At 71.2% G+C, this 13,976-nt stretch carries 9 protein-coding genes; 2 read left to right on the forward strand and 7 right to left on the reverse strand.

Translation table 11 applies throughout. The features are described 5' to 3' along the window. Window positions 1–123 precede the first annotated feature (123 nt). Genes WME90_RS00270 through WME90_RS00280 form a run of 3 tightly spaced genes read right to left on the reverse strand, consistent with a single transcriptional unit; the run spans window position 124 to window position 3,620 of the window. Window positions 124–1,017, reverse strand: a complete 894-nt coding sequence (locus WME90_RS00270) for a hypothetical protein (RefSeq protein WP_437279022.1) — start codon at window positions 1,015–1,017, stop codon at window positions 124–126. Window positions 1,018–1,061: 44 nt separating this feature from the next. Further along, entirely contained in the window at window positions 1,062–1,865 is an 804-nt protein-coding gene (locus tag WME90_RS00275; RefSeq protein ID WP_437279023.1) for a hypothetical protein, read from the reverse strand. 51 nt (window positions 1,866–1,916) lie between these two features. Next, window positions 1,917–3,620 (reverse strand): hypothetical protein, encoded by a 1,704-nt coding sequence (locus tag WME90_RS00280; RefSeq protein WP_437279024.1) that lies wholly within the window; start codon window positions 3,618–3,620, stop codon window positions 1,917–1,919. Window positions 3,621–3,775: 155 nt separating this feature from the next. On the opposite strand from WME90_RS00280, the gene WME90_RS00285 reads away from it, so the two are divergent. Both WME90_RS00285 and WME90_RS00290 read left to right on the forward strand, forming a co-directional pair. After that, window positions 3,776–5,017 (forward strand): hypothetical protein, encoded by a 1,242-nt coding sequence (locus tag WME90_RS00285; RefSeq protein ID WP_437279025.1) that lies wholly within the window; start codon window positions 3,776–3,778, stop codon window positions 5,015–5,017. 36 nt (window positions 5,018–5,053) lie between these two features. Further along, window positions 5,054–8,389 carry a lamin tail domain-containing protein gene (locus WME90_RS00290; protein ID WP_437279026.1) on the forward strand — a complete coding sequence of 1,112 codons (3,336 nt, stop codon included), beginning with the start codon at window positions 5,054–5,056 and terminating at the stop codon, window positions 8,387–8,389. A 112-nt stretch (window positions 8,390–8,501) separates the two neighbouring features. On the opposite strand, the gene WME90_RS00295 is transcribed toward WME90_RS00290, so the two are convergent. The 4 genes from WME90_RS00295 to WME90_RS00310 form a co-directional block, all read right to left on the reverse strand. Further along, the gene (locus tag WME90_RS00295) at window positions 8,502–9,149 is read right to left on the reverse strand and encodes a hypothetical protein (RefSeq protein ID WP_437279027.1); all 648 of its coding nucleotides are present in this window, start codon (window positions 9,147–9,149) and stop codon (window positions 8,502–8,504) included. 484 nt (window positions 9,150–9,633) lie between these two features. Beyond that, entirely contained in the window at window positions 9,634–11,313 is a 1,680-nt protein-coding gene (locus WME90_RS00300; RefSeq protein WP_437279028.1) for an SBBP repeat-containing protein, read from the reverse strand. Beyond that, window positions 11,313–12,281 (reverse strand): tetratricopeptide repeat protein, encoded by a 969-nt coding sequence (locus WME90_RS00305; RefSeq protein WP_437279029.1) that lies wholly within the window; start codon window positions 12,279–12,281, stop codon window positions 11,313–11,315. The genes WME90_RS00300 and WME90_RS00305 overlap by 1 nt, the downstream gene beginning before the upstream one ends. 29 nt (window positions 12,282–12,310) lie before the next feature. After that, window positions 12,311–13,846 carry a protein kinase domain-containing protein gene (locus tag WME90_RS00310; RefSeq protein ID WP_437279030.1) on the reverse strand — a complete coding sequence of 512 codons (1,536 nt, stop codon included), beginning with the start codon at window positions 13,844–13,846 and terminating at the stop codon, window positions 12,311–12,313. Between the last annotated feature and the right edge of the window lie 130 nt (window positions 13,847–13,976).

The following is a 13,976-nucleotide window of genomic DNA, read 5'->3' on the forward strand; positions in this document are numbered from 1 at the left end:
GTGACCGCCCCGCCTTTCGTTGGCTCCCTCTCCGACGAAGCCTACGACGGCGAGCGGCGGCGGGGGCGCGGAGGAGCCCCCCGGCGGGCTCGCGGGTGAGGCGGGCGCGGCGGCCAGGCGCGATCAGAAGCTGCGGCCGGCCGAGAGCCTCAGCGTGGCGACCTTGTCCTCGGTAAGGCCGAACCCGAGCGGCGCGTCGAGCGCGACGAGCAGCCCCGCCCGAGCGTAGAAGCCAGGCTGCTCCAGCGTGTAGGTGAAGAACGGTTCCAGCGCGAGCTGCGCCATGTCGTCGCGGGTGAGCGTCAGCGCGGCCTGGAGCCGGAGCCCGCCCCCGTAGGGGCCCCGGCCGCGCAGCTCGAGCTCGTCGCCCTGCTCGACCACGAGCTCGACGCCGTCCCCGCTGGTCGGGAGGGCGAGCATCACCGCGGTCTCCGCGCGGTAGACGAGCCGCGCGGCGAGCTCCGCCTCGACGCCGCCAAGGACCCTCAGGGGAAAGCGCTCGGCGATGAGCCGGTGCAGGTCGAACGAAGCGCGCGCGGGGGCGGTCGCCTGCAGCGTGGCGCGCGCGTCCGCGTCGGGGGCGCTGAGGACGGGGATCGAGAGCGCGCCGCCGCCGAAGACGGTGAGCTTGCGCGAGACGGCGCGCGCATAATGGGCGCCGATCGTGGGGTTGCCGAAGAGCAGGCTGCCGGCGCTGCTGCTCTCGTCGACGCCGAGCCGGGTGGACCGGAACGTGGCGGAGAGGTCGCCATAGGCGAGCGGGAGATCCACGTCGAGGTGGAGCCGGCCGTACCACTCGAGCTGACCTGTGAGGTCGAAGGTCAGCCCGAACGTGCTCACGTCGGACGTGACATCGTCCATGGCCCATGAGGCCGACTTGCTCAGGACGTCGATCTCGAGCTCTGCACGCGACCCCTGGGTTTTAGCCCAGCTGTTCTTTTCTGCCGGTGCGGCGGGGGGTGCCGTGAGCCAGAGCGAGAGCAGGACAGCGGAGGAGAGCAGCGATCTCGCGTTCAATCGGGCCCACCTGCGAGGACTACCATGGCTCGGCTCAGCCGTGGTTATCGAACGGCGCCCTCGGCGCCCGCTGCTTCCTCGTCCTCGTCGCCCTCGTCGTCCTCCGCATCCTCGTCGTCCTCATCCTCGTCATCGCCGTCCTCGTCGTCAGCGTCGCTCCTGGCTTCGAAGAGCAGGGAGGGAGCGTCCTCGTTGCCGTGCTCCGCGAAGATCGCGTCGGCGGTGATCACGAGCTCCTCGAACCGCTCGGCGTCGACCGGGCCGTACACGGTGATCGCCAGGGCGCGATCCTGGACGAACAGCCACGCGTCGGGGAAGTCGAGCAGGGCGTCGCGGATGCGCTTCGAGAGCCACCGGCCGATGGCCTTCGCGTCGGGCCCCTCGACGAGGAACTGCTCCATGAACTCCGGGTCCTTCTTGAACTGGACGCCGGTGTTGGGCGCGCGCTTGCCATCGACGATGGGCAGCGGGCACACGGTGAGCCGGGGCGCACCCTTGGCCAGCTTCGCGAGCACCACCTGATACTCGCTGCCGTTCTTCGCGTCCGGCCCCACGGCCGCGGCGTAGGCGAGCTTCGGAACGAGCTCGTAGCGGGCGAGGACCGCGCCGCCGCCCGTCTCCTGCAGCATGCGCTCGATGCTCGACGGCAACGAGCGCACCGGACGAGGGCCGTCGCTGCCGGCGTCGGCCTTCCGGCCGCCGGGCTGGGCCGGCGCCGCCTCCGGGGTCATCAGCGCGCGCCAGCGCGCGAGCTCACGGTCGCGCCGCGCCTCGTGCCGACCGCGCAAGCCGGTCAGGAACCAGACGACGAGCAACACACAGGGACCTACGTACCAGAGCCAGGGCATGGGGCGGCGATGCTAGCAAACCTCGCGGAGCCGCGGTGGGGTCACGAAGGCTCAGGGCGCGGGGGCCGGCGAGGCGTCGTCCGGCCGCTCGAAGATGCACCAGTAGCCGTTCTTGCTGTGGCGGACCATCCCCGCCACCTCGTAAACGCCCCGGAAACGCCGGTCTTTGCGGAGCTTCTCCTGCGCCGGGAACGGGAGCTTGTCGCACGTGTCGGGGCCGCCGACGAACACGAAGTAGCGCGGCATCTTGTCGAAGACGCGCTGCACGTAGCCGGGGCCCGTCTTGCGCGTGTAGCCGCCCGGGAGCGTGGAGATCACGGGGTCCACGAGGCCGAGGAGATCGAGCACCGGATAGTCGGTCGCGTACCCGATGTACCCGATGTCGCCCACCGCGACCTCGCCGGGCTTGCCGTGCTCCTGGAACCAGGCGGCGGCGCCGCCCGCGGCGCTGTCCCAGAACCGCTTCTCGTCGTCGAGGATCCGGTGCTGGGCGTGCTTTATCCGCTGCGCCCGGAAGACGCCCAGCGCGACGAGGCAGCCGATCGCGAGCACCCCGGCCGCGGCGGCGAGGGCGATCGCGCCGCCCTCGGGCGCGTCCGCGGCGCGGGCCGAGAGCTCGGCGAGCAGCGGCTCGAGCAGCGCGCGCGCGCCGAGGCCCGCGAGGAGGAAGCAGAACGGCTCGAACGGGCTCATGAAGCGGTAGTACGGCATCCAGTCGCCGCCCACGAGGAGCACGTAGCCGGCCACCGCGAGCGCGAGGGCCGCGACGCAGAGCGCGTCGCGGTGGCGCGCGACGATCGCCACGCAGAGGCCGAAGAGCGCGAGCAGGAGCACCGGCCACGTGTGCTCCGCGTACTCCGTGAGGTAGCGCTGCCCGCCGGCCACCTGCTCCGCGAGGCTGCCGGTCTTGGCGCTCAGCGTGTTCGGCAGCCACGTGCCGTAGTAGCTGTGCCGCCAGAGCATGTGGCACGCGATGGGCGCGGCGAAGACGACGCCGCGGAGGAGGTTCTGCCGCCCGAAGAAGCGCAGGCCGAGGAAGAGCATCGGTATGCCGATGAACATGGGCGCTTCGGGGCGCGTCAGGCCGGCGAGCCCGAAGACGAGGCCCGAATACGGGAAGCCCGTCCCCCGGTCGCGCTCGCGGAACATCATCTCGGTGCCCGCGAGCACGAGCAGGACGAAGAGCGGCGTCTCCAGGCCGAAGACGGCATATCCGCTCTGCACGATCGAGCTCGCGAACAGCCACGTGGCGATGCACGGGACCGCGCCGTGCGGGCGCAGCCGGGCCGAGAGGAGGTAGACCACGCCGAGCGAGCCGCAGGCGGCGAGCCCGCCGAGCACCTTGGCGACGACGTCGGGGTCGAGGCCGAGCTTGATGCCGCCCGCGAGCAGCACGGTCCAGAGGAAGTTCGTGTACCCCTCGATGCGCTCGCCGGCGTTGTAGACGAGCCCGAGGCCCCGGGCGAAGTTGCGCGCGTAGCGGTAGGAGATGTACGCGTCGTCGATCGTGAACGAGCGCACCCGCACCAGGTTCACGACGAGCAGGAACGCCGGCAACACGAGGCCGAACGCGAGGTGCAGGCGGCCTTCGAGCGGCGCGCCCCGCAGCCAGTCGCGCAGGCTTCGGGCCGGGGGCGCGTCCTCGACGACGTCGTCGCCCGCTGCATCCATGTCGCCGTCCTCCTCGCCGCTCGGGCGAGCGACCCCGAGTTGCCCGTGCTCTGCCTCTGCTTGTCGCGGTTCCAGGAAAGCCATGTGAGGAGCCTCCCTAGCATGGATGGTTCATGCGGGGGTCGTTTCTTGGTCGAGGCGCTCATTCCAGCTATCCTCGAGACATGCGTGCAGCCATTGTCGCTCTTGCCGCCTCCTCCGCGCTTTTCGTCGCGCCCCCCGCACTCGGCGCCCGAGGCGTGCCGTGCGGCTTCTATGGCATCGATCCAGGGGCGCCCGTCGACGCAGGGGAGGTGAGCCTCGACGACGATTCTGCGGAGCGGCTCGCGCGGGCGGGCGCCGGCGCCGTGCGCGTCGAGTTCCTGCTCGACGGCGCCGACGCGTGGGACGAGGACAAGCTGGAGGAGTACAATTCCATCATCGACGCGGTGCGCGCCGCGGGCCTCGAGCCGATCGGGCTCCTCTCCTACCGTACGCTAGGAAGAGGACAGGACGTCTGGAACGACGATCCGGACAGGGACGGCAACAACCCCTATGTGGAGGAGTTCGCCGAGACGGCAGAGGTGCTCATGACGGAGTTCGCCGGGCGCGTCGTCCAGTGGGAGATCTGGAGTCAGCCGAACTGCTCCGAGGTCTCCGACCCCACGCTCGACCCGGAGAACGCCGGCTGCACCTTCGTCCTGCCCCGCGTGCTCGCGCAGATCCTCGCCCAGATCCGCATCCGCAACGCGGCGCTGTTCAACGTCGACAAGCTGTCGCTGACCACGGGCGGCCTGCTCGCCTCGGACGACGCGGCCGCGCCGTTCACGGGGGTCGATTACCTACGCGAGCTTTACGCGCAGCCCGTGTGGGACGATCTCGAGGCGCGCTTCGGCCGGCGAACGCCGTGGTCTCGCCTCGGTCAACAGCTGTTCTTCCATCAGGACAGCGAGGTCGATCCGGTGGCGCTCGGAGACTACCTCGACGAGCTGCGCGACCTCGCCGAGGACGAGGGAGACGAGAGCCCCTTCGCCGTGACCGGGATGGCGTGGTCGACGGCGCGCGTCGGCGAGGAGCTCCAGGCGGCGAACCTGACCACGTCGCTCGAGCTCCTCTCGGCCCGAGACGATGTCGCCGGCGTGGTCTGGGCCAGCTTCCAGGACGCGCCGCTCGACGAGCAGACCTTCGGCCTCGTCGACGATGTCGGCGTGGCCAAGCTCGCGCTCGCCGCGTTCCGCGAGTCGGCCGCCGACTGCAAAGCGGCGCCAGGCGAGGGGACGGGGAGCAGCGGAGGGAGCGGGTCGAGCGGAGGCGCCTCGGGCGGCTCGCTGCCCGGCAGCAGCGGGCAGGTGGGGCGGCCGATCGATGGAAAGCGGCGCGAGAGCGCCTGCAGTTACGCCGCGGGCGCAACCAGCGAAGGCGGAAGGCGGTCGGATGTGGGTTGGCTCGCGCTGTTCGCGATCGGCGCGATCGCGATGGTGCGCTGGCGCCGCGTCCTCTGAAGGCAACTGGAGCGCTCTCGTCGCCGACTGTAGAGCATGCGTTACAGCTCGGCGCGCTTCGCGCGGCGGATCGCCGTGCACGTCGGCCTTTTGCTCTTCAATGGATGCGGGGACGGCGCCGCGGGCGTTCGCCTCGGCGTCTGCGGCGACGGCGCGGCCGACGAGGGCGAGGTGTGCGACGACGGCAATACGGTGGAGGGCGACGGCTGCTCGCCGACGTGCCGGCGCGAGGAGCCGGCGGAGCCTCGCTGCGGCGACGGCGCGCTCGACGCGGGCGAGGCGTGTGATGACGGCGACACGGCGGCCGGGGACGGCTGCTCGGCGGCGTGCGAGATCGAGGTGCCCCCGCGCTGCGGCGACGGCGCCGTCGATCCGGGGGAGCAGTGCGACGACGGGAACGTCGCGGCGGGCGACGGCTGCGAGATCGATTGCACGAAGTCGCCGGTCGAGGAGACCGTCTGCGAGGAGCTCGTGCCGCTCGCGCAGGGGACGTGCGAGGTGATCGCCGGCGCGGGCGCGACGTTGATCCGGGGTGTCGTGCTGACGCCGGGCAGGGTGTACCGGGGCGGGCGGGTGCTCGTGGACGAGCGGGGGACGATCGCGTGCGTCGGCTGCGATTGCGAGGCGGCGGGCGCCACGGAGATCGCGTGCCCGACCGGCGTCGTCTCCCCGGCGCTGATCAACACGCACGATCACATCACGTACACCCAGAACAGCCCGTATACCCCGACCGAGGAGCGCTATGAGCACCGGCACGACTGGCGCACCGGCAACAACAAACATACGAGGATCGAGACCCCCGGCTCGGCTACCCAGGCGCAGATCCGCTGGGGCGAGCTCCGCTTCCTGATGGGCGGAGCGACCTCGATCGTCGGCTCGGGGAGCGCGACCGGGCTCCTCCGGAACCTGGACCGGGCCGACCAGGAAGGCCTGGGCCAGAAGGCGGTCAAATTCGATACCTTCCCGCTCGACGACACGGGCGGCCGCGAGATCGTGAGCGGCTGCGGCGCCTCGGCCGACAGGGTGACGGGGGAGGACATCGCGGGTGAGGACGCCTATTGCCCGCACGTCGCCGAGGGGATCGAGGCGTCGGCGCGCAACGAGTTCGTCTGCCTGAAGACGGAGCCGAACGACGTGCTCGAGCCGCAGAGCGCGTTCATCCACGGGATCGGCCTGACCGCGCCCGACTACGCGGCGATGGCGGCCGAGGGCACTGCGCTCATCTGGTCTCCCCGCTCCAACATCACCCTCTACGGCGACACCGCCGTGGTCACCGCCGCCGCCCGCCTCGGGGTGCAGATCGCGCTCGGCACCGACTGGATCGCGACCGGGTCGATGAACCTCCTGCGCGAGCTCCGGTGCGCGGCTGCGCTCAACGAGACGTACTACGACGGCTTCTTCACCGACGAGGAGCTGTGGAGGATGGTGACCGGGAACGCCGCCGCGGTCACCGCGACGGACGATGTCATCGGCGCGCTGTCCACGGGGAAGGTCGCGGACATCGCGATCTTCGACGGCCGAGAGCGCGACGGCCACCGGGCGGTCGTCGCCGCCGATCCCGAGGACGTCGTCCTCGTGATGCGCGGCGGGAAGGTCCTCTATGGCGACGCGGCCGTGGTGTCCGCGGTCCGGGCCGCGGACACGTGCGACGCGATCGAGGTGTGCGGCGCGTCGAAGCAGGTCTGTCTGCGGGACGAGATCGGGATGACGCTGGAGGACCTCGAGCAGCAGGCGGGCGAGATCTACCCGGCGTTCTTCTGCGGCGAGCCCGAGCGCGAGCCGCTCTGCACCCCGTCGCGCGCGGCGGGCGCGCCCCTGAACGCCTCGGTGAACGGCTCGACCGTCTACACCGGGCAGCCGACGGACGCGGATCTCGACGGCGATGGCATCGAGAACGGCGCGGACAATTGCCCGAGCGTCTTCAACCCCGTCCGGCCGCTCGACGACGGGTCCCAGGCCGACTTCGACGGCGACGGCGACGGGGACGCCTGCGACGCGTGTCCGCTCGACGCGGGCAGCGCGCTCTGCTCGCCGCCGGACCCGAACGACGGCGACAACGACGGCGCGCCGAACGGCGCGGACAACTGCCCGAGCCTCCAGAACCCCGATCAGGCCGACGCGGACGGCGACGGCAAGGGCGACCCGTGCGACCTGTGCCCGGAGCAGGCGAACCCGGCGGCCCTGGGCTGCCCGGTGGAGATCTACGATATCAAGGACGGCACGCGTGCGGAGGGCGAGACGGTGGCCCTGGAGAACGTGCTCGTGACCGGGAAGCACGCGAGCGGCTTCTTCGTGCAGGCGAAGCCCGGGGACCCTGGGTATGCGGGGCCCGCGTATTCCGGCGTCTACGTGTACAGCCCGGGGAGCACCGTGCGCGTCGGCGATCGCGTGCGGATCACGAGCGCGGTGATCGCGAATTTCTTCGGGCAGATCCAGCTCGGCTCCGCCGTCGTCGAGGTGATCGCGTCGCTCGGCGAGGCGGCGCCGGCGCCGGAGCTCGTCGCGCCGGCCGACATCGCGACGGGCGGGCCGCGCGCCGCCGAGCTCGAGGGGATCCTCGTCGAGGTGGAGGATGTCACCGTGATCGATCTCGATACGATGTACTACGAGGCGATCGTCACAGGCGATCTGCGCGTGGACGATCTGCTGTACCGGGCCGACCCCTTTCCGGTAGAAGGCGACCATTTCGCGAGGATCCGCGGCATCCTCACCCACCGGAACGGAGAGTCGAAGGTCGAGCCGCGCGGCGTGGAGGACCTCGTTGCTCCGGCCGCTGAGACGGCGACCGCGACGGGAGGGCTCGTGATCAACGAGGTGGATTACGATCAGCCGGCCAGCGATGGATCCGAGTTCATCGAGATCTACAACGGCACCGGCGCGCCCGTGGATCTCACGGGGCACGCGCTCGTGCTGGTCAACGGGTCCGGCAGCGCGGCCTCCGCGTATGCCACGCTCGATCTGAGCTCCGCCGGGACGCTCGCTGCCGGTCAGTATCTGGTCGTCGGCAGCACGGCGGTGATCGGCACCGGCACGATGCCAGGGGTGGTGGCGGCCGGCGCGGCGACGATCCCGTTCTCGGGCACGCAGACCGACCGGATGCAGAACGGGGCTTCCGACGGGATCGCGCTGGTGAACACCGTGACAGGGACCGTGATTGACGCGCTCTCCTACGAGGGGAGCATCACGGCGGTCATGATCGGGGGCGCCAGCGTGAGCCTCGTCGAGGGCACCGCATTGCCGGCCTCCGTGGCGGACAGCGGCACGGGCGCTGGATCGCTCTGCCGCCTGCCCGACGGGGCGGATACGGACCAGGCCGCCGCCGACTGGGCGTTCTCCACGACGAGCACCCCAGGAGCGGCGAACGTGCGGTGAGCCTCTGCCGAGGCGCGCTCTTCAGCGCGGCGCGCCTCGGCAGCGCGCCGTTGCTCCGGCGCGCCGCGAGAGGATGGTGCGAATCAAGGAGGAATGAGCCGTGAGCGTCAGCTCACAGGCAGCCGCAGAGCGGGTCGCCCTGCTTGCACACGCACTTCCCGCTCTTCTTGGCCGAGACCGCCGAGCTGGCGCCCCGCACCGCCTTGCCGAGCGTCGCCGCCCGGCCGCGGATGGTCCCGACCGTCTTCAGCTTGGACGTCTTCGCGGTGGTCTCGTCCTCGCCCCCCGCCAGCGCCTTCGTCTCCTCGGTGGCCTTGTACGCGGCGAACGCCTTCTGCGCCTTCTCAGCGTCGCTCTTGGCGGCGTCGAGCGCGACGGTCAGCTCGGAGATCTTCCGGTTGCGCTCCTCGAGCTGGAGGTTGAGCTGCGCGATCCTGTCCTGCTCCGCGATGCGGGCGGCCACCGCCTCGGCCTGAGCCGCCTCGGCTTCCTTCACCTTGCCGGCGAAGCCGCTGGCCGCGACCGCAGCCACGGCCGCGACGACCAACCCCATCCCGAACACGAACCGCCCCCGTCGCTTCTGCCGCACGCCCTGGGCGAGCGCCTCGAGCTCGCGGTCGAGGTCCCCGCCCGACATGGGCGGCACGCTGGCTGCCACCGGCGCGATGCTGACCGCCGCGTGGGCGCCCGCCCTCGTCCCGTGGGGGTATGTGGCAGGGGACTGGTAGCGCACTCCCGGGCTCTGTTGCGTGTTGTCCATCGCGCGAGACCTCCTCCTCCGTGACCAATTCCTCCTCTAAGCAAGTGGGGGGGCCTCCAAGCAAGTGGGGTGCCAGGGGCGTGCGCCTCGACAGGGCGCCGCGTGCATCGCCCGTGGAGCAACCAGAGGTGCAAAGCGAGGACTCACACCGCAAGGCGAGAGCTCACACCGCAAAACGAGGACTCACACCGCAAAACGAGGACCCACGAGGCGCTCCAGAGGCGAGTCGCGCGCGATCCGGGTGGATCTCTTGTTCTGGTACATGGGGTACTCACCGGACTTCGATGCGTCCCCTGGTCCAATGCACGTCCTGTACTGCGCGCCGACCGCAGCGGTGCCGCCGGCGCCGAGGGAGGGCCGCCTCCGGGCAGCGACCGGAATCGCCCCGATCGAGCCAACGATTCCGGCCACTTGCGGCCGTGGTGCGGCCACGACCCCGGCTCCGCGGGATCGGATGACGAGAGCGCCTCGTCGCGGGTGGCCGTCAGGGCTGGAGTTTGGCGACGAAGGCGTCGCTGCCCCCGGAGCTCGTCAGGGGATCCCCCCCGAGATCGATCCTGCCGCTGAAGTTGCCCGTCAGCACGATGGCCCCCAGCTCATCCACGGCGACGGCCCGGGCGCGCTGCTCCGTCGCGTCGCCGAACGATTTGGCCCAGGCCGTATCGCCGTTCGGAGCGAGCTTCGCCAGGAAGGCGTCGTTGCCGCCGCGGGACACGAGCCTCGGAGCGTCGAAGTCGATGGCGCTCTCGAACTCTCCGACAACGAGGACGTTGCCCGCTCGATCGACCGCCACCCCCAGCGCCCTCTGATCTTCCGCATCCCCGTACAGACGGTTCCAGAGATGCTTGCCCTCCGCGTTGAAGGCGGCGACGACCGCGTCGGTTCCTCCCGTGTAGTCCCGCGGCGCTCCGTCGAAATTGATCGTCCCGTCGGTGTTCCCTGCGACGAAGATGCTCCCCTTCGCGTCCACCGCGACCGCCGTGAACTCCTGGCTCATGGTGTCGCCGAACATCTTGGCCCAGAGCGGCGTCCCGCCCCCGTCGAGCTTCGCGATGAAGGCGTCGTAGCCCGAAGCATTGAGGAGCGTCGTCCCGAAGTACACCCTGCCCGCGGTGCGGCCGACAAGGACCACGCTTCCGTCGGGCGCGACGGCAACGTCGTTCGCGACCTCGGCGGTCGTATCGCCGAAGTTCTTGCTCCAGACGAAGTTTCCCTGGGCGTTTATCTTCGCGACGAAGATGTCCTCTCCACCTTTGCTCGTCAGGTGCTCCCCGCCCTGCTGCGGCCCGCCCAGCACGTCGGCCCAGTCGGTGAAACTGCCAGCGACGACGATGTTGTCGTCCGAGTCCACCGCGAGCCCGTAAAGTTTATCGACGCTCGGGCCGCCGATGCTCTTGATCCAGTCAAGGACGCCATCTGCGTCGAGCTTCGCCACGAACACGTCCGAGCTGCCTCTGCTCGTGAACGGCGTCCCATCGAAGTTAAGCGTGTTTTCGAAGGTCCCGGCCAGGATCACGCCGCCGTTCTTGTCGAGCGCCACGCGATTGCAATAGTCCGAGCCGTTCCCCCCGAACGCCTTCGACCATTCCCTCGTGCCGTCAGGGCCGAGCTTGACGGCGAAGCCGTCGAACGCTCCCTGGCTGCTGACGGAATCCATGCTCCCGCTGAAGGCTCCCGCGACCAGGATGTGCCCTTCCCTGTCGAAGGTGACGTCATAACCGATCTGCTCGCCGTTGGTTCCGAGCTTGGTGCTCCAGTCGTGCGCTCCGGTGCACTTCGCCTCGCCGTCGCAGCTCTCGTCATTGGCCGTCGTCGTGCAGCCCTCGGCCGTGGGGACCACCTGGCCGACGCACGAGCCGCCGCGCAGGCAGCCTTCTTTGCACTCGCCGACTCCCAAGGTCCCCTCGGGGCCTAGATAACAAGGCTCACAGGGCTCGCCGCCGGCGGCGCCGCCCGCGCCTCCTGCGGCGCCCGCGCCTCCTGCGGCGCCCGCGGCGCCCGCTCCTTCCGCGCCTCCCGCGGCGCCCGCGCCGCCCATCCCGCCTTGCGGGGTGCCGCTGCCGCCGCCGTCGTTCGCCGCGAACACGCCCTTGTCGAAGCACCCGCCCAGCGCGCCGGCCATGCAGAGCGCGCCGCAAAGGACCATGAAGTTGCTGCGTTTCATCAAAACACCCCCGCGATCCCAGCACCCCACGGCGATATCCATGGACGGACCGCCGCGCCCTTGGGCTTCGCCCCCGCAGGCGGCGCGGTGAGGAGCAGCGCGACGCCGCCCGCGGCGAGCGCCCCGCCCACGATGAACGCCGGGGCGGGGATGAGGCGCATGTCGTTGTACGTGCCGAGCTTGTCGCGCGTCTTCGGCGTATTCGGGCAAACGACGGTCTTGGTGCACCCGAGGTCGATCAGGTCGCTGCGCAGCGCGCTGGTGACGCCGAACGTGATTCCTCCGGCGACGAGCGCCGCTGCGCCCGTGCCGACAGCGGTCCAGCCGAGCACGCGCTGCGTGGTGCCCGGCGCATGGCCGGCGGGCGGGGGAAGGATGACAGGCGGGCGGACGCCGGGGAACTCGAGCGCGACCGCCGCCTCCTCACGCTCCTTCAGCGTGACCTCCTGCCGAGCGTTGCGGCCCGCCCACGCGGCCTCGACGAGGTGCTTGCCGGGATCGACAGGCTGGCTGACCCCCACCAGCGCAGGCGGCATGGGCCTGCCATCGATGGTGATCTGCACCTCGCGCTCCGGGGCGCCGCGCACCCTCACGGCGAGCCTCGGGATCCGTGGCTTGAGATCGTCGTACGCCTTCCCGGCGTCGGCGACCGCCGCCTTGAAGACGTCGCTGGCCGAGTCGTCGAGCGACGTACGGCTCACTTGCAGGTAGCGCTCGGAGGCCTCGATGAGGCGCCCGAGCTGCTCGAGGCACCGGGCGGCGTACAGGCCGATCGTCGGCGCCTGGATCAGCTGATCCGCGCGTCCGAGCTTGTCGAGCGCCGCCGCATACTGGCCCTTGTCGAACAGATCGAGGCCCTCTTCGGCGAGGGCCCGGGCAGCGTTCACGGTGGCGGGGTCGACGTCGGTCGCCCGCGCGGTGGTCGCGAGCGTCAGCGCGAGCGCAAACGCGATGGTGGCGGTGCCCAAGACCCTCGATCGCGCGCGCATTCGTCTCCTCAGAAGCCGAGGCGGTCGGACCTGGGGCGCGTCGCGCTGGAGGCCGCAGGCGCGGCCGCGGGCGGGGGCCTCTGCCGCAGCGAGGAGGAAGCCGCCTTGCCCGGACGAGGCGGCGCCGTCCGGATCGAGGAGGCGGCCGCGGCCGGAGCGTCGGCGGGCTCCGCGGCGCGTTCGCCGCCCGCAGGCGAGGTCGCCGCGGCCGTGGCGTCCTTGGAGGGCGCGATCTCGGGCGCTCCTCTGGGGGAAGGCGCTTCCACCGGGGGATCGCTCGCCGGCGCGACGGCAGGCCGTGTCTCGAGCGTCCCCGGCGGCGAGGCCGCGCCGGGAGGCAGCGCGTGTGGGGTCGGGTCGCCGCCGAGCGCGCGCCAGCCCATGAAGAGCCCCCCGCCGAGGACCGACGCCGCGAGGCCGAAGGCGAGGACCGCGGCCGGCGTCCTGCGGCGAGGTCTCGAGTCGGCCTCCGCCTCGTCGTAGAGGCCCGGCGCCGAGGCCGCGCTCCCGCCTGGCGAGACGGAGAGCGGCGAGGTGGAGATCGGCGGGCCGGAGAGCGGAGCCACGGAGAGCGGGGAGGCGGAGATGGGCGCAGCGGAGATGGGCGGGACGGAAGGAGTCGCGTCGCCCGCGCCGCCGGGGATCGAGCTCGCCGAGGCCCGCCCGCCCTCCTGCGCCTCGCTGGGCGGCAGGAGCACGTCGCGCAGCGCGTCGACCATCGCCGTCGCCGAGGGGAAACGCTCGTTCGGATTACGCCTGCACGCCTGCACGAACCATTCGTCGAACGCGGGCGGCACGGGCACGGACGCCACCTTCGAGGGAATGGGCAGCGGGTCACTGCATATCTCGAGGATCATCGCGCCGGGCGCCTCGGCCGTGATCGCCGCCCGGCCGCACACGCACTCGAAGGCGATGACCCCGAGCGCCCACAGGTCCGACCGGTAATCGACGGTCGCGCCCTGCGCCTGCTCAGGGCTCATGTACGGCAGCGTCCCGATCAGCACGCCCGCCTGCGTCCCGATGCCCTCGCTGCCGGAGAGGCGCGTCTTGGCGACGCCGAAATCGAGGACCTTGGCCACCTCCCGGTCGTCGTCGCGGGCGAGGAAGATGTTGTCGGGCTTGAGGTCGCGGTGGACGATGCCGGCGTCGTGGGCCTTGCGCACGGCGCGCGCGACGTCGGCGAAGATGCGCGCCGTATCGGCCGGCTCGAGCGCGCCGACACGCTCGAGCCGGTGCGCCAGGTCCTCACCCTCGAGGAGCTCCATCGCGATGAAGGGGACGTCGTTGTCGACGCCGTGATCGAGGATCTGCACGACGTTCGGGCTGCGGAGCGCCGCCGCCGCCTGCGCCTCCTGGTAGAAGCGCGCGCGGACCGTCTCGTCCTTCGCGTAGAGCGGCCCCAGCATCTTGATCGCGACCGGCGAGCCCAGCGTGAGATCGTCCGCGCGCCAGACGGTGCCCATGCTGCCCGAGCTGAGAGGGCGGAGCAGCCGATACCGGCCGACCAGCACCTGTCCCTCCAGCCCGAACGCGTTCGTCGTCATTGTCGCAGGACCTGTGGTGCGCGCGTGGCCTTCCCTACGCTGGTGATTGTTCAGTGCTGGTCAACAAGCACAACGGACAGACTGAAAGTCTACGGGGCGTGGTGCGGAGCGTCAATCGGCGCACGTGCCG

Source organism: Sorangium sp. So ce375 (genome assembly GCF_051473855.1).
Taxonomy (GTDB): domain Bacteria; phylum Myxococcota_A; class Polyangia; order Polyangiales; family Polyangiaceae; genus Sorangium.